We start from the raw sequence: 18,402 nt of genomic DNA on the forward strand, positions 1-18,402 counted from the left end.
AGTGGATCATATTTGGTCATAAAAAAATACCCCACAATTGTTAGAATTTTTGTCTAACAATTGTAGGGCACTCTATTAAGTTCTCGGCCTTTTTGCATATTTCAATTATATTTTACTAATTTAAAATGAAGCTCATTCTATCAAGCTGAAGGAGAAAAATCGATTTTGGCTCAATAGGCAAATTGTTCTTAGTATCGGGACGATACTTAGAACAAGACTCGATTTGGAGATTTTCCTGAACTTGGAAAAGCTTCAAACGATGTCGCCTATGTTCCAGCCAAAAAATCTATTTTTCTCCGTAGGCGACAGTAAAAACCTACTCCTGACGTGCATGATGGAATGTACTTGGAGCTGAATCTGACATTTTGTTCAACTTAGCCATATCATCATTAGAAATAACGAAATCAAGTTTGGAATTATCCAAAATATGTGCTTTTTGTGTTGCCTTTGGAAGTGGCAAAGCACCATTCTGGACAACAAATTGAATAGCTAATTGTGCAACACTAGCATCATATCTGTCAGCAATTTCTTTAACGATTGGATTGTTGATCAAGCCACCAGTTGCCAATGGTGAGTATGCTTCAATCATAATATCGTTAGCTTTAGAAAACTCTGAAACTTTTGGTTCAGTGTAGCCAATATAATATTGAACTTGATCAACTACTGGCTTAATTGTTGCTGTCGACAACAAGCTTTGTAGATCATGAACATTAAAGTTTGAAACACCGATTGATTTAACACGTCCAGATTTTTGAATTTCTTCCATTGCTTTCCAAATCTCTTGGTTAGCTTTGTCGTATTTCTCGACTGTACCAGAAGTTGAACTCATTTCATCCCATGGGAATGGTGCATGGATCAAGTATAAATCAAGATAATCTATGTCCAAATTCTTCATTGTTTGTTCAAAATCTCGTTTAACGCCAGCGGCATCTTTTGTTTCTCCAGGCAATTTTGAAGTTACATAAAGATCTTCACGAGCTACGCCGGAATCGCGAACTGCTTGTCCAACTTCTTTTTCGTTACCATAAACTAATGCAGTATCAATGTGACGATAACCGATTTCGATTGCATCCAAAACTGATTGACGAGTTTTTTCTGCTGGCATTTGCCATGTACCAAATGCCACTTTGGGAATCTTTGTCCCATCATTTAAAGTGTATGTTTCATTTAATTTTGTCATTCCGTTACCTTCTTTTGAAAGTTTAATAAACCACAATAAGTAATATATACCTTCGACCTGACTGTAAGGCAACAGGTAAATTAATCTTTTTTCAGAAAAACAAATGGACAAATAAAATCAAAATGTTGATTTAAATTATAAATTATTCTTTCAATTATTGAAATCAAATTGTATTGATAAATAATACAATTAAATAGCAAAGAAATTATATGCTACAATACAAACATCAATAGTTTTCCAAAATCTCAAATGACTAGGATTAGATAATGAATAATTTAACTCAAAAATTAAATCAAAAGAAATACATATATTTAATGTTTTTAGTAACCAGTATATTAATAGTAGCTTTCGTAAATTGGCATCCTGGTTATGTCTTTGCCACTGGTGATTATCGATATCACATTAACCGTATCAATGCATTAGCTGAATCATTTAGACATTTTAATTTTCTTCCGAAAGTTGACGGTTATTTCAGTGGAGGTTTAGGATATGCTTCCAGTTTGTTCTATCCAGATATCTTGCTTTATCCTTCAGCAATTCTTAAGGCACTTGGAGTTAACACGGTCCTAACGTATTTGATCACTCTTGTAGCAATCAATTTTGTCACATTTCTTCTCACATATCAGGCTGGAAAAAGATTAGATTTCAAAAATAAAAATGCTCTGATCTTTACACTTATCTATGTCTTCAGTACTTATAGACTGCAAGTATTATTCAGCCGACATGATTTGGGAGAATTGCTAGGAATGGCATTCTTCCCACTTGTCCTTTCAGAATTAATAAAATTCAAAAAAGGCGAATTTAAAGAGTGGTACATTCTAGCTTTTGCCATGATTGGTATCGGTTTCTCACATATTATCTCGCTGTTTATGATAATCTGTTTTGCCGCTATGTTCGTAATATTGAATATTAAATATTTCTGGAACTGGGACGTTTGGAAAGCTATCTTAAAAGCAGCCGGCCTGACTTTAGGGACTATTGCAGCTGTTTTCTTACCTATATTTGAACAAATGCTCAGCCAGGATTTCAAAGTATCGACAGAACCACTTATTCATATTCAAGACGAGATCCAACCATTCACTAAACTTGTTGCACACTCATTTTCAAATCAAGTTTTTCATGCGCACACAGTCAATATTGGTTCGATCATATTCTTCGGATTGATAATCTACACAGGCTATAATTTCATCAAACGTAAGAATATCAGTCTGACTGTAATTGCATTATTTATGTTTGTTGCCTGTACGGAATTCTTCCCATGGTACCAATTACGAAACTCAATCTTTGCCTCATTCCAATTTCCATGGAGATTTTTCTCACTGATTTCATTAATCGTGGCCTACTTTATTGCTAACGATGATTTGAAACTATTCCAGAAGAAATACTTCACGACTGCCTTTGTTGCCGTGACACTATTACTAAGTTTCACGATGGCACAATTGACAGTTCAGGCATCCCCATTCCGTTTGAATACTTACAACTCCTACGATAAAATCAGCAGTTACTTGATTGGCGCCGGTCACGAATACTTACCTAGTTCAGTTAATTACGACGATGTTAAGGAGAATAAACCTCGCGATATCAGCTACGATAAATCCACTGTTTCCATCGAAAATAAAACGATAAACAAAGAATATATCCAGTTTGATTTTGACACTGGTAACACACCTACTACGATTGAACTGCCGTTGTTCTACTATAAAGGCTATTCCGCAAAAGTAGATGGAAACAAATCAAGCTTCGATCCAAGTCTATCTGATAGAGGATTTACTAATATTAAATTGTACGGATCCGGAACTTTTAAAATGCAGTACCAATATACCTTCGTCCAAAAACTAGGTTTATCGATAACGATAATTTTCCTTCTCTATTCAGGTTTCATTTTATGGCGTAGGCGTTCATATATAGACTAAAAAATCGATTCAGCCATTAAGCTGAACCGATTTTTTTGTGAATCATCAGAATTGGTGATTCGTTATATCGATAATATTCTTTCAAACGTATACTTTGTTCATCCTTAGGAAGAACACTAAGTAAAGATTTATATTCTTGCAAAGATAATATTCTCTGTAATCTTCGATGGTCAGTATTTCCAAGAAGACAAACTGTTTCTCGATAGTCATCTTCACTGATCAATCTTTTTACATACTAATAACAATAACCATTCCACACCATAAATTTAGTAATGGCATATCGTTTCACCATCTTATAAAACACAAATAAATATAATGCCGTCATTGCTAAAATCACAATTCTTGGAAAGCCAAATACAAATACAATCAAAAATAATGGTAATAATATGCTGATGAAAATCACGCTAAAATCGCCAATAAATTTCAATGTTATCCCCCTATAACCCTTGATAAGGCAAGAATAACAGCAATATTGACCGTTGTATATTTAGAAAAGGCTAACATATCGAGAAATAATTATTGTTATCAATAAAATTATTTAAAATAAATACTCTGCAGTATAAGATTCTTTAACTTTTTTAATTCCAGCAACTTGACCTTCATATAAAATCTGTCCACCACGAGATCCACCATCGGGACCCATATCAACAATCCAATCGGCACTACGCATAACATCGGTATTGTGTTCAATAACGATAACAGTATTACCTTTGTCGACAAGATTGTTAATTATTCGGATTATATTTTCAATATCAGAGACATGTAATCCTGTGGTTGGCTCATCGAGAATAAAGACATTGCCTTTTTTATTCAATTCTTTGGCAATCTTCAGACGCTGACATTCACCACCTGATAAAGTATTCAAAGGCTGACCCATTGATAAATAATCCAAGCCAACGTCCTGAATATGTGACAACTTAGAACTGATTTTTTTGTCATCAAAGAAGTCGACCGCCTCTTCAATTGTCATGTTCATGATCTCAACAATATTCTTATCCTTCAATTTGTATTCCAAAACTTTAGGATCGTATCTGCCACCATGACAAACTGGGCATTCAATTTCAGAGTTTTCCATAAAGGAAAGATTCATCTCAATGACACCTTTTCCACCACACTCAGGGCAGGCGCCAGTGGAGTTATAACTGAACAACCCATCACTTACATCATTAGCTTTCGCGAATAATTTTCGAATCTCAGCCATTATTCCTGTATAAGTTGCCGAATTTGAACGACTAGTTGCATGAAGTGGGCTTTGATCAATAATCACTGCGTCTGGATATTCTTTTGAGAATACCTGCTCGACTAAAGTACTCTTACCAGAACCAGCAACACCGGTGATAACTGAAAACAGTCCTTTAGGAATCTTCAAAGAAACATTCTTCAAATTATGAAGTGAACTAGCACTACTTTCGATAAAGTCATTAGCTTCACGTGGCGAATCGTTAAATGGCAGGTGATTCTGTAAATATTTTCCAGTCAAAGTATCTGACTTCAGTAAGTTGTCATATGAGCCAGTGTACATGATCTCACCACCATGAATACCGGCACGAGGACCGACGTCAATGATATGGTCAGCAATCTTGATTACATCTGGATCATGCTCGACCACTAGAACAGTATTGCCATTGTCGCGAAGTTTCATTAATAAATCATTCAATCGATGAACATCTCGAGGATGCAGACCAGTACTTGGCTCATCCAAAATATAAGTCAAACCAGTCAAACTATTAGATAGGTACTTAACTGTTTTAACACGCTGAGATTCCCCACCTGATAGACTGGTAGTCTCTCTAGTGAGTGATAGATAATCCAATCCGATATCGACTAAATCACCAACACGTTTCTTGATGTCTTTAACGATCGATTGCATCTGATCACGATTGAATTTGTCTAACTCTTTCAGCAATTCATCTAATTGCATATTTGTGAGATCAAAGATATTCTTACCATCAATTTTTGAAGCCAGAACTTTTTTGTTATAACGCATTCCATGACACTCGTTACAAGTTGCCATTTCCGCAAATTTTTCCAAATTTTTTCTAGCTGTAGAACTTAGGTCGCCGCCAGTTTGGAAATTACGACGATAAAATTGTCTCTCAATTCCTTCATATGTAATATTACGTTCAGCACCATTGAATTCTACTTTCAACGACTCCTCACCATTAAGTAACATTTCCATTTCTTCCTCAGAAAAATCCTTGATAGGTTTGTCATTGTCGAACATCCCTGAATTCAAAATAGTCTGTAGATAGAAAGATGTCTTAGTAGTATAACCAGGTAACTTTATGGCACCAGTCGAAAGAGTTTTATCCATGTCCAAAGCAGCATCCATTTTCAAAACATAACTTTTTCCGACACCATCACATTTCGGGCACATACCCATTGGGTCATTAAATGAAAAAGCATTGCTGGCATCGCCATATTTAGGTTTTCCAAAGCGTGAAAATAGAATTCTAAATAAAGGATTAATATCACTGATGGTTCCCAAAATAGAACGAGCATTTCCACCTAGTGGTTTCTGATCAATGATAATTGCGGTAGTTAAATTATGTATTTCATCAGCGTCTGGTCGTTTATATTTAGGTAGATATAAACGGGTAAAGCTTGAATAAGTACTGTTAAGCTGACGTCCAGCTTCTTGTGCAATAGTATCGAAAACAATAGATGACTTACCAGAACCGGAGACACCAGTAAAGACAGTTATTTTATTTTTGGGTATTTTCAAACTGACATTCTTAAGATTATTCTCACGGTCATTCACAATTTCAATGAATTGTTCGTTAGACATGGCAAAACCTCCGATATAATTTGATTCATATTTGAATGGATTCTTAGTATAGCACAGTGAGAAGCGCTTTCAAGACAAAAAACAGAGTGCTTCCTTTTGTTGCACGTTTCAAAAAAGAGGATGTGAAAAATCCACATCCCCTTCCTATATATCTACCCTTGCTCGCAACCCTTGTAAGTTATCCGCAAAGAAGATTTTCATGATTATTTTAGTTAATTCATCTGGAGTTTGAGGCATGCCATCTTTGACCCATTTCTTCAAAATACCTTGCATCCCAAGCATGACGTAAACTTCTTGATATTCGTCATTACCCTCAATAGGTCGAGGTTCCTTACCCTTCATTGTGATGCTCATACGCTCCAAAACTTTCGTCTTACCTTCAACAAAAACTAGATTACTCAATTTACGTCTTTCATAAAAAGCATCTAGCAGAGTACGCAATGATTCTTGCGCACTCATCCCTTGTCTGATCTCGATCGAGTCCAAAAATTCAGTCTCAATGGCGTCGACACATTTGTAGACATCATCATAATATCGATAGTAAGTAGTTCGATTTATATCGGCGATTTTACAAATTTCAGTAACAGTGATATTGTCAATGGGCTTCTTTTCAAGCAGTGATAGAACAGTATCCTGGATCACACTTCTAGTGTATTTAGCACGTCGATTATTTTTAACTCCGACCATAAAATTACTCCTATCATGCAACACTTTTTATGATTTTGTTTTAAAAACAACACCATGTTTAAATTTGCTGATTGCATAGATGACTTAAAATTCTTATTATATGAAACATAGTGTTGCAATAATGACAGTGTAACAGATAATTGATTTTGTGCCACTAAAAACTTAATTCAGAAAGGTATTTTAAATGCTGGAATTAAAACATATAAAAAAATATTATTACGTTGGTGACTCTGTCACAAAAGCATTAGATGACGTTTCCGTATCCTTCAGAAAACAAGAATTCGTTGCAATCTTGGGACCAAGTGGTTCTGGTAAGACAACAATGTTGAACGGTATCGGTGGACTAGATATCTATGACTCTGGTGACTTGATCATCAAAGGTAAATCAACCAAAGAATTTAAAGCCGCAGACTGGGACGCATACCGTAACAACTCAGTCGGATTCATTTTCCAAAGCTACAACATTATCGGACACTTGAGTATCCTAGATAACGTTGAAATGGGAATGACTTTGAGTGGTGTTCCAAATGAAGAAAAGAAAAAGAAAGCAATTTCTGCACTAGAACGAGTTGGATTGGGCCCACATATCAATAAGAAACCTAATCAATTATCAGGTGGCCAAATGCAACGTGTTGCCATCGCTCGTGCAATTGCGAATGACCCTGAAATCTTGCTATGTGATGAGCCAACAGGTGCTCTCGATACCGAAACAAGTCAACAGATCATGCAACTCATCAAGGAACTTTCGAAAGAAAGACTAGTAATCATGGTTACACATAACCCTGAACTAGCAGATGAATTCGCCGACCGTATCATCAACTTCGCTGATGGTAAGATCCAAGATGATTCAAATCCTTATCATGAAGATGAAGCAGAAGATAACTTCGAATTACAAAAAACAAAAATGACATACTGGACAGCTTTAAAATTGTCATTTACCAACCTGAGAACTAAGAAAGCCAGAACCGCTTTGACAGCTTTCGCATCAAGTATTGGTATCATCAGTATCGCCATCGTTTTGGCCCTATCGTCTGGATTCCAAAAACAAATCGATAAGACTCAAAGTAATACCCTAGCTCAATTCCCAGTAACAATTTCTCAAACAGCTTCAACTCAAAGTGGTTCCGCAAGCACGACAAAGGAAAAGAAAGCTCCCAAGTCTAAGCAAGTTACAGCTAAAATGAGTCAAGCAGAGAAATCTACACATACAAATAAGATCACCAAGAAATATATCAACTATGTAAAAGATATGAGCAAGGATTTAAGTAAAAACGTTGGTTACACATACTCAACAGGAATGAACTTGTTAGGTAAAACTGACGGAAAAGTTAAATCAGTTCAATTTTCAAATGCCAGCTCAAATGCTGCATCAATGGGTATGAGCCAAATGGCAGCTTCAACCGGAGTTGGTGGATCAGTTTATCCTTCATCAGACAACAACGGAAAAGGATTCTTGAAAAAACACTACAAAGTACTTTCAGGAAATATGCCAAACAATGAAAATGAAGTAGTTTTGATCGTAAATAGTGACAACTCAACTAATGTAAATGGATTGAAGAACATCGGAGTTTCCGCAAAAGATGGTCAAAAGATCGATTACAGCAAGATAGTTGGAAAAGAATTTAAAGTAGTAGCAAACAACACTTATTATCAAAAGAATGCTTCAGGCACATATTCACCAAACACAGACAGAACATCGATGTACAATAACGCTTCAAACAAGACAATCAAGATTGCCGGAATTTTGAAAGTTAAATCAACATCATCAGAAAACATCTTGTCACCAGGAATCGCCTACAGTGACAAATTAACAAAAGATATTATCGACATGAACCAAAATTCAGATATCGTCCAAGCACAAAAGAAATCTGATTCAAACGTCTTAACAGGCACACCAATCGATGCCACAACATCAAAATCTACACTAGTTAGCTACTTAGGTGGATCAACAACACCATCAAGTATCCTAATTTATCCAAATACTTTCGACAACAAAGATAAAGTCCTCAAATATTTGGACAAGTACAACAAAGGTAAGAGCAAAGCCAACAAAGTCATCTATACCGACTTAGCCGGCCAAGTATCAAACCTAACCGGTGGATTAATGACCGCAATCACATACGTGCTAGTAGCCTTCGCCGGAATCTCATTAGTAACAAGTATGATCATGATTTCAATCATCACATACACATCAGTACTAGAGAGAACCAAAGAAATCGGTATTTTGAAAGCCTTAGGAGCCAGAAAGAAAGATATAACCCGAGTATTCGATGCCGAAACAGCCATCTTAGGAGTTTCGTCAGGATTGCTAGGTGTAATCATCGCATGGTTAGCAACGTTCCCAATCAACATGATCTTAAAGAGCATGACAGATTTGAGCAACGTATCGCAATTAGATCCTAAAGCAGCAATAATATTGATCATCATCAGTACAGTGTTAACAGTACTAGGTGGACACATACCAGCAAGAATGGCCGCAAAGAAAGACGCAGCGACCGCATTACGATCTGAGTAATGCCAGAGAGTGAAGTGGCACGACAAGCTTCCGGTCATAACAGTGAAAAGGGGAATTATCCGCAAGCGGGTAATCCCCTTTTTGCAGTTATGTGTAGGAAGCTGTGCCACGTAACTCGTTTCCACAATAAAACAGACGAAGGTTACCAACCCCAGTCGGTAGAAAAAGAACTGGAAAGTGGAGCAATCAGCGAAACGGTCCAGTTCTATCCATCGAACTGTTCTCCTTTCCATCAATCAAGGCCAATCTATATCTAAAGTCATAACAATATGCAAAAATATAATCACACATTCAAATATGGAGGTAGACATGTTCATTAAACCAACGAAAAAAGCAAAACCAATATTCAACCACTTGCCAGAAGTCTCAATAAATTCAAATGAAGAAATAAATCCCTTATTCACTTGGCATGCGAGTTATGCAACGATGGATCGAAAAAAAATAGTATTTATAGTTAATGCATCTACCTACGCTCCAATAGTTCTTTATGATATCAATGCTCAAAAAAAGAAAAATATCCAACAAGAAATCTATGACGGTATGTTTAGGCTTTTTGACGATTTGTTTTTACCAAAGGAAACCTTTGACAATTATATGAAAGCAGCTGGAGAAATTGTCCTGTTAGAAAATGGTCCCTATAACAGAAGAGTATCCGGAGCCACAGTAAACATGATCTCAATGGGTTCAAATTTTTCAAATTTAATTAATCCTAGCTTCACCTATCAGGCTGTATTCTCACAAAAAGTTGGGGACATCCCGTTTCAATTTCATGATAAAAAGAACCCATTCCCACTAAAAAGATTTACTGAGGAAATGGAAGCTTTTAAATAGAACTAAAAAAGCTACCCCATTAACAGGAGTAGCTTTAAATTTATACAAATTCAGCAAAAGCCTCATCAATAGCATGATAATCACTATTTCTCAAATCAATATCCAATGATTTAACATTTTGATCAACTTGTTCAGGCTTTCTAGCACCAGGAATAACAATCGAAATATCAGGGTTCTTCATATACCAAGCAAGAATAACTTCACCAACAGTAGAGTTAGTCTTGTTAGCAACCTTATGAACCACACCCAAAGCATCCATAATGTCAGAAAACTGATCTTTACTAAATTGTTTGAATTTATTAGCATCCCCAAGATTATACTTACCAGTCAAAAGACCAGAAGCAAGTGGGAAATAAGGAACGAATGAAATTTTGTTAGCTCTTAAATAAGGGAACAAAGATTTTTCAGCATCACGATGAACCAAACTGTAGTTGTCTTCAACAATATCAACAAGACCATCCTTGTTAGCTTCTTTGACCTGATCCAAAGAGAAGTTAGAAACACCAATAGCCTTGATCTTCCCTTCCTTTTTCAGCTCATTCAAAGCAGCAACAGCCTCATCCTTTTGAGTATTCTCGTCAGGAAAATGAATATAGAAAACATCAATATAATCAGTCTTCAAACGTTTCAAAGAAGCCTCAACAGTAGCTTTCAGAAATTCAGGATTGTTGTCAGGAGCATTATCCTTATCAGGATTTTGAGCACCCTTAGTAGCAATCACAAGTTTACTGCGATCGTAATTTTGAATAACATCACCAATAATCTCTTCAGAACGACCCAAACCATACATATAAGCCGTATCCAAAGTAGTGATACCACTGTCGATAGCCTCTTTAACAACAGCATAACCATCTTCATCATTCAGATTCTTGAACAGATTATGGCCACCAACCTTGTTAGTACCCAAACCAAGTTTAATACTAGAAACATCTGACTTACCCACATTAATTAAATCAGCCATAAACAACACCTCCATTTAGTTATTATGAAGATTGTAACGCAAAAAGCAGAGAGTGGAGTGGCACGATTAGCTTCCGGTCATAACAGTGAAAAAGGGACTTATTTGCAAAGCGGATAATCCCTTTTTTGCAGTTATGTGTAGGAAGCTGTGCCACGCAACTCGTTTCCACTATAAAACAGAAACAAGTTACCAAAACCAGTTGGTAGAAAAAGAACTGGAAAGTGGAGCAATCAGCGGAACGGTCCAGTTCTATCCATCGAACCAAACTCCAAATAAAAAGGCACCCCAGAATAATCAATAAATTCCAAGATACCAAAAATATATTGTAATTAAATTTCCTATACAAATTCCTTATAAGACTTCTCAGCCTCTTCAATTCCAGCATTCAAACGATCAACAATAACTTGAACAGGTTCAATAGCATGAATATTAGAGATCCCAAGTCCAAATGAAGCAAAGCCTTGACTGAGGTCACCAACAAGCATTCCTAAACGCATACCATCATATCTATTTGAAGCGTCAAAAATCTCTTCCCCACTCTTACCAGCTTTATCCATTTCAACTAGCTTATTAGGAAGTTCACCAGGAATAGAACGATAGTATGCAGGAACATCGCGATACATCAACATATCTTCAGCGTTCAAACCAGGTAATTGTTGCTTAATGTTGTCAGCCATTCTTGATTCTTCACTAGCCAAGAATGCAGTACCAGCATAGACACCTTCAGCACCTAATGCAAATGCAGCTTCAGCTGTACGTTCGTCAGTAATACCACCAGCAGCCATAACAGGAGTGTGATCCACAGCATCGACAATCATAGGCACAATAGAAAATGTTCCGATAACCTTTTCTGGAACAGTACCACCCTCGTCAAAACCAGTAGCGACGATAATATCAGCACCATTCTTCTCAGCTTCTTTAGTGTTTTCAATGTTTGGAGTGCCATAACGATAAATAATTTTGATATTATTATCTTTTAATTTCTTAAACAGTTCAGGAACAATTGGTCCCACATAAGTAACAGCCGGAATTTTTTCTTCAATCATCAATTTCAACATAGGTTCTGAGAAAGGATCATTGTCAGTTCCAGTTGGCCCAAAATTGAGACCAAAAGGTTTGTCAGTTAACTTTCTAGTTTCTTTGATCTGTTGACGCATTCTTTCGATAGTTTCATCAATTGATTTTGTGACAGTGGTTTGTCCGGCGTTAAAACCTAGCATCCCCATACCACCAGCATTGCTAACAGCTGCAACCAATTTAGCATCCGTCAACCACAACAACGGGCCTTGAATGATTGGCTTTTCAATGTTCAAAATTTCAGTAATTCTGTTCTTCATAATTATCTACCTCTTCTACAATTGCATTTCTTGTTCTGTTATTCACAATATATTATTAAAAGAAATATTTTAAGTTACAATAGAAGTAATATGTCTCACAGACAAACAAATATAAACCAATGTCACACATTTTATTTAGAAAGGATATTTTCAGATGAGCGCCACAAATTTAATCGATGAATCCCTCTCATATTCACTACAAGAATTGCTTGAAGAAAAAAGTTTAAAAGACATATCCGTTCAAGATATAACCTCTAAATCAAAAGTATCCAGAGCCACATTTTATCGCCATTTCAAAGATAAATTTGATCTAGTAAATTGGATCTACGATACAATGTCAGATAAAATTTCAAAAAGATATTATAGCAACAATAATTTCCGACAATTATCCAATGACTCAATAAAAATGATGTACCAAAAAAAGAATTTTTTCAAAAAAATATTCGAATACGAAGGACAAAATTCATTCACCAATTACTATCGTAAAACCGCCATGGAATACACAATCAATCAATATACAACAAAGTTAGGCATCAAAACCCTAGACACAGAATTGACCTACCTAGCAGAATTCAACGTAGCCGGACTGACCCAAGCCACCAAAAAATGGGTAATAAATGGATACAAAGAATCCCCAGAAGAAATGGCTGAGATCCTAATGGATAATCTTTCAGAAAAAGAAAAGAAAATATTCAGCCAAACAGAAACCAAAAAATGAGCCAATCTCAACACGAGATCAGCTCATTTTTTTTACAGTTTTTTAAAAAACAATATTTATTACCTGCACATAGATATGGAAGGAAAAAAATCAGTTCACACCCCTGATTAACCCGACCGAAGGACGAAAGTGAACCTCCAACTTAAATACTACCAGCCAAATAAGAACCAAATTCCTTAGTACCCAACTCCACGGAGCCAGGAATAGCATGTGCAAAATCCTCTGTAACATGTCCACTAGAAATTGCATCTTCAACGACCGACTGAATAGAATCTGCCACCTCATGCCAGCCAATATAATCAAACATCATAGCACCTGACAAAATCAAAGAAGTAGGATTCAACTTGTTTTGACCAGCAAATTGAGGAGCCGTTCCGTGAGTAGCTTCGAAAATAGCCTGACCAGTTTGATAATTGATATTACCACCGGGTGCAATTCCGATACCGCCAACTTGAGCAGCTAACGCATCAGAAATATAATCACCATTCAAATTCATCGTAGCAACAACATCAAAATTTTCCGGATGTAACAAAGCTTGTTGGAAGAAATTGTCAGTAATACAATCGTTAATGATAACTTTCCCATCAGCTTTTGCCTTACTCAAACTAGCTTCAGCAACATCCTTACCTTGATCAGCAGCGATTTTATCATAATCATTCATTGAGAAAACTTTGTTACCAAAAGTAGTTGCCTCTGAGTAGCCCCACTTTTTGAAGCCACCCTCAGTTTTCTTCATGATATTACCTTTATGGACTAAAGTGACGGTCTTCAAATCATGATCCAACGCATATTGAATCGCAGCATGAACTAATCGTTTCGAACCTTCAGATGAAACTGGCTTGATAGCAAATGACGAAGTGTGTGGAAACCTGACTTTGTCAGCTTGATCATAGTTTTCCAATAATTTCATCAAGTCTTCGGCGCCAGCAGAGCCAGCTTCAAAGTCGATCCCAGCATATATATCTTCAGTGTTTTCACGGAAAACAGCAATATCGACATTTTCTGGTTTCGTCACAGGCGAAGGAGTTCCCGCATAGTATTTCACTGGACGGAAACAAGCATACAAGTCCAGCTTTTGTCGCAAAGTAACGTTGATGGAACGATGTCCTTCACCAATTGGAGTAGTCAAAGGTCCCTTGATTCCGACCAAATTATCGACTAATCCATCTACGGTCTCGTTTGGCAACCATTTACCAGTTTCCTTATACGCAACTTCACCAGCTAAAAGTGGTAACCAGTTTACCTTTTTGGCCCCACCATAAGCTTTTTCAACTGCGTCATCAAAAACTTCTTTGGCGGCTGCCCAAATTTCTGGACCAATTCCATCCCCAGCAATAAAAGGAATAGTTGGTTCGTCAGGTGTCACCAATTTACCATTTTTCATTTCAATTTTCCCTGAACTCACTATCTTGCCTCCTTAACGGCTGTGTCTTCAAGATAACTACGATTCGTTGGTCCAACATATTCAGAGTTCGGACGAATCAAAGTTTTTTCACGACGTTGTTCCATGACATGTGCCAGCCAACCTGATGTACGGCAAGCGGCAGACACTAATGTAAATGTTTCCTTTTCCAGCCCTAAGCAGTGATATATCAACGCTGTATAGTAATCGACATTTGGATGTAAGTGGTCTTTCTCAAGCATGTAATCGGCCAATTGTTGTTGAATATTGTAATAGTCCATATTGTCAGTTTCTTCAGCCAATTTTTCGGCAATATCTTTCAAAATATACGCTCTGGGATCACCATGCTTATAAATTCTGTGACCGAACCCCATAATCTTACGACCACGTCCAATTTCATTTTTGATAAAGTCGATTGGGTCTTCATCTTGGGACATGATTTCATTCAACATTTCAAAAACTCTTTCATTGGCGCCACCATGAAGTGGTCCCTTCAAAGCACAAACTGCGGCAGTCAAACATGAATAATAATCTGACATAGTTGAAGCAACAACTCTGGCAGTGAAAGTTGAAGCGTTGAATTCATGATCAGCATGCAAAATCATCACTGTATTGAACATTTGGGACAATTCAGCATTTGGCTTCTTGCCGGTCATCATATATAAGAAATTATCAGCAACGCCCAACTCTGGATCAACATCAAGGAACGGTTCATCATCACGAATCCTAATAATTGCAGCAATTGCTGTTAACATTTTTGCCAAAATCTTTGGTGGCTCATCGTGATCAACATCATTTGTGGTACCAAGCAATGAAGTTGTTGTACGCAAAATACTCATTGGATGTTGTGGTTCTTTGGCAATATATAGCAACAGACGAATTGTTTCGGCTGGCAAAACCATCTTACTAACTAAATCTCTACGAAATTCTCGAAGTTCATCCTCACTTGGAAGACGAGTATACCAAAGCAAGAAAACGACTTCTTCGAATGAAGCGTGTGCTTTAGCAATTTCTTCGACAGAATAACCCGCATACGTTAGTTTTTCATTTTTTGTAGAACTAATTTTAGTTTCGTCAACGACGATACCTGCTAATCCTTTTGCATGATCCATTTTCACTACCTCCTTATTAAAATTAATTTAGTTTATTACCAATAACCATTGGCAAAATACCATGTTCTTTGTAGTATTCAGAATCAATTGGAGCATCAAATCTAACTTTTACATCAAAATCAATTGAGTGATCATCATCTTCAGCATGAACGTGTGCTACTTTATCGTCACGAGTGATTGAGAATTTTTCATCCCCTACTAATCCCAACGATTCAGCAGTATCACCGTTCAAGTATTGAAGTGGCAAAACGCCCATCATGACTAAATTAGAACGGTGGATCCTTTCGAAACTTTCAGCAATAACAGCTTTGACACCAAGGAGTTCGACCCCTTTGGCCGCCCAGTCACGAGATGAACCCATTCCGTAATCTTTTCCAGCTAAAATAACTGAGTCGATACCATGTTTCTTATAGTCCATCGCTGCTTCATAAATAGTTGTGTCTTTTCCAGTCAGCCAGGATTTAGTGAAACCACCACGTTTATCAGGTGTAAGTTCATTCTGTAAACGAACATTGGCAAGTGTCCCACGCATCATAACTTCGTGATTTCCACGACGGGAACCATAAGAGTTGAAGTCAGTCGTTTGAACTCCGTGCTCCAATAAATATTTACCGGCGGGCGTAGTTTTACCAATGAATCCAGCTGGTGAAATATGATCGGTAGTAATCGAATCACCAAGTTTTGCCAAAACACGCATGTCTTGTAAATCAGCATCACCATTATTTTCAAATAGTGGTGGATCATCAATATAAGTCGACCTCTTATCCCATTGATATGTGGTTGAAGTTGGAGCAGTCAGTTCATTCCAAGTTTTATTTTGTTGGAAAATATTACTGTAATTAGTGCTGAATAATTCCGGCTTCAAGTAGTCGTGAATAACCTTGCTTACTTCGTTAGCATCAGGCCATAATTCTTTGAAGTAAACCGGATTGCCATCTTTATCATGACCAAGTGGATCCTTAGTGATATCAATATCCACGGTACCTGCTAACGCATAGGCGACAACAAGTGGTGGCGAAGTTAGGAAAGTATCTTTAGTTAGTGGATTTACACGACCTTCAAAGTTACGATTACCACTTTCGATAGCAGCAATTGGATAAGCTTCATTATCAAGACGACTCTGCAGATTTTCCTTCAACTTACCAGAGTTACCAATACAAGTTGTGCATCCATAACCAACAATGTTGAAGCCAAGAGCGTCCAAATATTGTTGGAGATCAGCAATTTTTAAGTATTCAGTGACCACACGTGAACCAGGGGCAAATGAAGTTTTGACATATTTTGGAATCTTCAAGCCCTTTTCGACAGCGCGTTTTGCCAGTAATCCCGCTTCGATCAGCACCTCTGGATTAGAAGTATTAGTACAACTAGTGATAGCAGCAATTCCCAAGTCACCAGGTCTCAATGAAAAATCTGTATCCTCCACGTTGACGGGATAGTCGGGTAATTCATCATATTGTCTAAGATGTTTTGGCATGTCCTTCAAATAAATCAAATCTTGTGGACGCTTTGGACCAGCCAAACTACTTTGAACTGTTGATAAGTCTAGCGATTCATTTTCAGAATAATGTCTCTGATCATCTTCTGCAGAATTGTAGAAGAAACTGTTGGCTTTAGCGTATGCCTTGATAAACTCAATTTGTTCAGCACTGCGATCTGTTAATTTCAAATAAGCTAACGTTTGATCATCAATTGGGAAGAACCCGCAAGTAGCGCCATATTCAGGAGCCATATTTGCGACAGTGGCACGGTTAGCAAGAGGTAAATCTTTCAACCCTGGTCCATAGAATTCAACGAACTTTCCAACTACATTGTGTTTACGTAACAAATTAGTCAGCGTCAACGCAAAGTCAGTTGCAGTAGCTGTTTCAGGCAATTTACCGGTCAACTTAACGCCAACAACTTTTGGCATTGGAAAATATGATTCTTCGCCCAACATGCTGGCCTCAGCTTCGATACCACCAACACCCCAACCAAGAACGCCAAGTCCATTGATCATAGTTGTATGCGAATCGGTACCAACTAACGTGTCCGGAAAGGCGACATTTTTATCATCATGGCGAATAACTTCTGACAAATATTCCAAATTGACTTGGTGGATAATACCCGTATCTGGTGGAATAATTGTTAAATTGTCAAAGCTGTTTTGAGCCCATTTTAGAAATGTATAACGCTCATGATTGCGTTTGAATTCTTGCTTAACATTGAAGTCAAAAGCTTCGTCGTTAGCTGCCATATCAACTTGAACTGAATGATCGATGACTAAATGAACTGGTACATCCGGATTGATTTTTTCTGGATCACCACCACGTTTTTTAACCTCATCTCGCATTGCTGCCAAATCTACTAATGCTGGGACTCCGGTGAAATCTTGTAAAATCACTCTTTCTGGTTTGTAAGCAACATCTTCATCATGTTTCTTATCCCAATCGATAAATGAATCTAAGAATTCTCTCATCTTTGGTTTGGTAACGCTGTGCCTCAAAGTAAGTTCTAATAAGACTCGGATTGAATACGGCATTGCGGATAACTGCTGCTGGTGTTCGGCCAAAAAGCCTGCAATATCGTAATAGGTATATACTTTGTTATTTGCTTGGAACTGTTTTTGATAAGTATTTTCCATTTCGCACCTCGTTCTTAAAATTAAATAATTTCTAATAAGTCTAACACCATTTTAATAATTATCCTAGTTTCTTCCAATTTTTATGTTCATTTTTTAGTAAAATATGCCAAAAAAGTGATAAAACTTTATTCCAAGTTTTATCACTTTTTGTTGGATCTATAAACTATTTGCCATTATATTGGATTAATTATTTTAATACTTTATCGTGTGATAAATTAAATAATTTTTATTAAAAAATAATTTCTCATTTTCTTAATTCAAATTTTATAATTATTCCATCTCATGATATACTTATTTAGTAGCAAAGAGAGAGGTTTTGTTACTTCGGTTTCTTT

General features: G+C 36.9%; 13 protein-coding genes. 4 read left to right on the forward strand and 9 right to left on the reverse strand.

The features are described from left to right. Positions 1 to 316 precede the first annotated feature (316 nt). Positions 317 to 1,180 (reverse strand): aldo/keto reductase, encoded by an 864-nt coding sequence (locus EKM63_RS09780; protein ID WP_125706154.1) that lies wholly within the window; start codon positions 1,178 to 1,180, stop codon positions 317 to 319. 266 nt (positions 1,181 to 1,446) lie between these two features. On the opposite strand from EKM63_RS09780, the gene EKM63_RS09785 reads away from it, so the two are divergent. Beyond that, positions 1,447 to 3,093, forward strand: coding sequence for a glycosyltransferase family protein (locus EKM63_RS09785; RefSeq protein WP_125706156.1), 1,647 nt, complete (start codon positions 1,447 to 1,449; stop codon positions 3,091 to 3,093). 16 nt (positions 3,094 to 3,109) lie between these two features. Here EKM63_RS09785 and EKM63_RS09790 read toward each other — a convergent pair whose 3' ends face one another. From EKM63_RS09790 to EKM63_RS11365, 3 genes are all read right to left on the reverse strand, one after another. Then, entirely contained in the window at positions 3,110 to 3,316 is a 207-nt protein-coding gene (locus tag EKM63_RS09790) for a hypothetical protein (protein ID WP_125706158.1), read from the reverse strand. Positions 3,317 to 3,631: 315 nt separating this feature from the next. Then, positions 3,632 to 5,881 carry an ATP-binding cassette domain-containing protein gene (locus EKM63_RS09795; RefSeq protein WP_125706160.1) on the reverse strand — a complete coding sequence of 750 codons (2,250 nt, stop codon included), beginning with the start codon at positions 5,879 to 5,881 and terminating at the stop codon, positions 3,632 to 3,634. Positions 5,882 to 6,025: 144 nt separating this feature from the next. After that, positions 6,026 to 6,568 carry a TetR/AcrR family transcriptional regulator gene (locus EKM63_RS11365; RefSeq protein WP_164504949.1) on the reverse strand — a complete coding sequence of 181 codons (543 nt, stop codon included), beginning with the start codon at positions 6,566 to 6,568 and terminating at the stop codon, positions 6,026 to 6,028. A gap of 184 nt (positions 6,569 to 6,752) precedes the next feature. Here EKM63_RS11365 and EKM63_RS09805 point away from each other — a divergent pair, with 184 nt between their 5' ends. Beyond that, entirely contained in the window at positions 6,753 to 9,083 is a 2,331-nt protein-coding gene (locus EKM63_RS09805) for an ABC transporter ATP-binding protein/permease (protein WP_125706162.1), read from the forward strand. A gap of 309 nt (positions 9,084 to 9,392) precedes the next feature. Beyond that, positions 9,393 to 9,914 carry a DUF6933 domain-containing protein gene (locus EKM63_RS09810; RefSeq protein ID WP_125706164.1) on the forward strand — a complete coding sequence of 174 codons (522 nt, stop codon included), beginning with the start codon at positions 9,393 to 9,395 and terminating at the stop codon, positions 9,912 to 9,914. 40 nt (positions 9,915 to 9,954) lie between these two features. On the opposite strand, the gene EKM63_RS09815 is transcribed toward EKM63_RS09810, so the two are convergent. After that, a complete protein-coding gene (locus EKM63_RS09815) occupies positions 9,955 to 10,875 on the reverse strand; it encodes an aldo/keto reductase (RefSeq protein WP_125706167.1) in 921 nt (306 codons plus the stop codon). 338 nt (positions 10,876 to 11,213) lie between these two features. After that, complete coding sequence (locus EKM63_RS09820) at positions 11,214 to 12,212, reverse strand: NAD(P)H-dependent flavin oxidoreductase (protein WP_125706168.1); 999 nt, start codon at positions 12,210 to 12,212, stop codon at positions 11,214 to 11,216. A gap of 154 nt (positions 12,213 to 12,366) precedes the next feature. On the opposite strand from EKM63_RS09820, the gene EKM63_RS09825 reads away from it, so the two are divergent. After that, complete coding sequence (locus EKM63_RS09825; protein WP_125706170.1) at positions 12,367 to 12,930, forward strand: TetR/AcrR family transcriptional regulator C-terminal domain-containing protein; 564 nt, start codon at positions 12,367 to 12,369, stop codon at positions 12,928 to 12,930. Between the two features lie 142 nt (positions 12,931 to 13,072). On the opposite strand, the gene icd is transcribed toward EKM63_RS09825, so the two are convergent. From icd to acnA, 3 genes are read right to left on the reverse strand one after another with little or no spacing between them, the layout of a single operon-like run. Then, positions 13,073 to 14,314: an NADP-dependent isocitrate dehydrogenase gene (gene icd / locus EKM63_RS09830; RefSeq protein WP_125706252.1), complete on the reverse strand. Its 1,242-nt coding sequence runs from the start codon at positions 14,312 to 14,314 to the stop codon at positions 13,073 to 13,075. A 20-nt stretch (positions 14,315 to 14,334) separates the two neighbouring features. Beyond that, positions 14,335 to 15,444, reverse strand: a complete 1,110-nt coding sequence (locus EKM63_RS09835; protein ID WP_125706172.1) for a citrate/2-methylcitrate synthase — start codon at positions 15,442 to 15,444, stop codon at positions 14,335 to 14,337. A gap of 22 nt (positions 15,445 to 15,466) precedes the next feature. Further along, positions 15,467 to 18,067, reverse strand: coding sequence for an aconitate hydratase AcnA (gene acnA / locus EKM63_RS09840; RefSeq protein WP_125706174.1), 2,601 nt, complete (start codon positions 18,065 to 18,067; stop codon positions 15,467 to 15,469). Between the last annotated feature and the right edge of the window lie 335 nt (positions 18,068 to 18,402).

This window comes from Companilactobacillus mishanensis (genome assembly GCF_003946505.1).
In the GTDB taxonomy this organism is placed as follows: Bacteria; Bacillota; Bacilli; order Lactobacillales; family Lactobacillaceae; genus Companilactobacillus; species Companilactobacillus mishanensis.

What these genes read in the sequence shown, in the direction of transcription:
- EKM63_RS09780 (WP_125706154.1), bottom strand. Translation starts at nt 1,180, where the DNA reads ATGACAAAATTAAATGAAACATACACTTTAAATGATGGGACAAAGATT.
- EKM63_RS09785 (WP_125706156.1), top strand. Translation starts at nt 1,447, where the DNA reads ATGAATAATTTAACTCAAAAATTAAATCAAAAGAAATACATATATTTA.
- EKM63_RS09795 (WP_125706160.1), bottom strand. Translation starts at nt 5,881, where the DNA reads ATGTCTAACGAACAATTCATTGAAATTGTGAATGACCGTGAGAATAAT.
- EKM63_RS11365 (WP_164504949.1), bottom strand. Translation starts at nt 6,568, where the DNA reads ATGGTCGGAGTTAAAAATAATCGACGTGCTAAATACACTAGAAGTGTG.
- EKM63_RS09805 (WP_125706162.1), top strand. Translation starts at nt 6,753, where the DNA reads ATGCTGGAATTAAAACATATAAAAAAATATTATTACGTTGGTGACTCT.
- EKM63_RS09810 (WP_125706164.1), top strand. Translation starts at nt 9,393, where the DNA reads ATGTTCATTAAACCAACGAAAAAAGCAAAACCAATATTCAACCACTTG.
- EKM63_RS09815 (WP_125706167.1), bottom strand. Translation starts at nt 10,875, where the DNA reads ATGGCTGATTTAATTAATGTGGGTAAGTCAGATGTTTCTAGTATTAAA.
- EKM63_RS09820 (WP_125706168.1), bottom strand. Translation starts at nt 12,212, where the DNA reads ATGAAGAACAGAATTACTGAAATTTTGAACATTGAAAAGCCAATCATT.
- EKM63_RS09825 (WP_125706170.1), top strand. Translation starts at nt 12,367, where the DNA reads ATGAGCGCCACAAATTTAATCGATGAATCCCTCTCATATTCACTACAA.
- icd (WP_125706252.1), bottom strand. Translation starts at nt 14,314, where the DNA reads ATGAAAAATGGTAAATTGGTGACACCTGACGAACCAACTATTCCTTTT.
- EKM63_RS09835 (WP_125706172.1), bottom strand. Translation starts at nt 15,444, where the DNA reads ATGGATCATGCAAAAGGATTAGCAGGTATCGTCGTTGACGAAACTAAA.
- acnA (WP_125706174.1), bottom strand. Translation starts at nt 18,067, where the DNA reads ATGGAAAATACTTATCAAAAACAGTTCCAAGCAAATAACAAAGTATAT.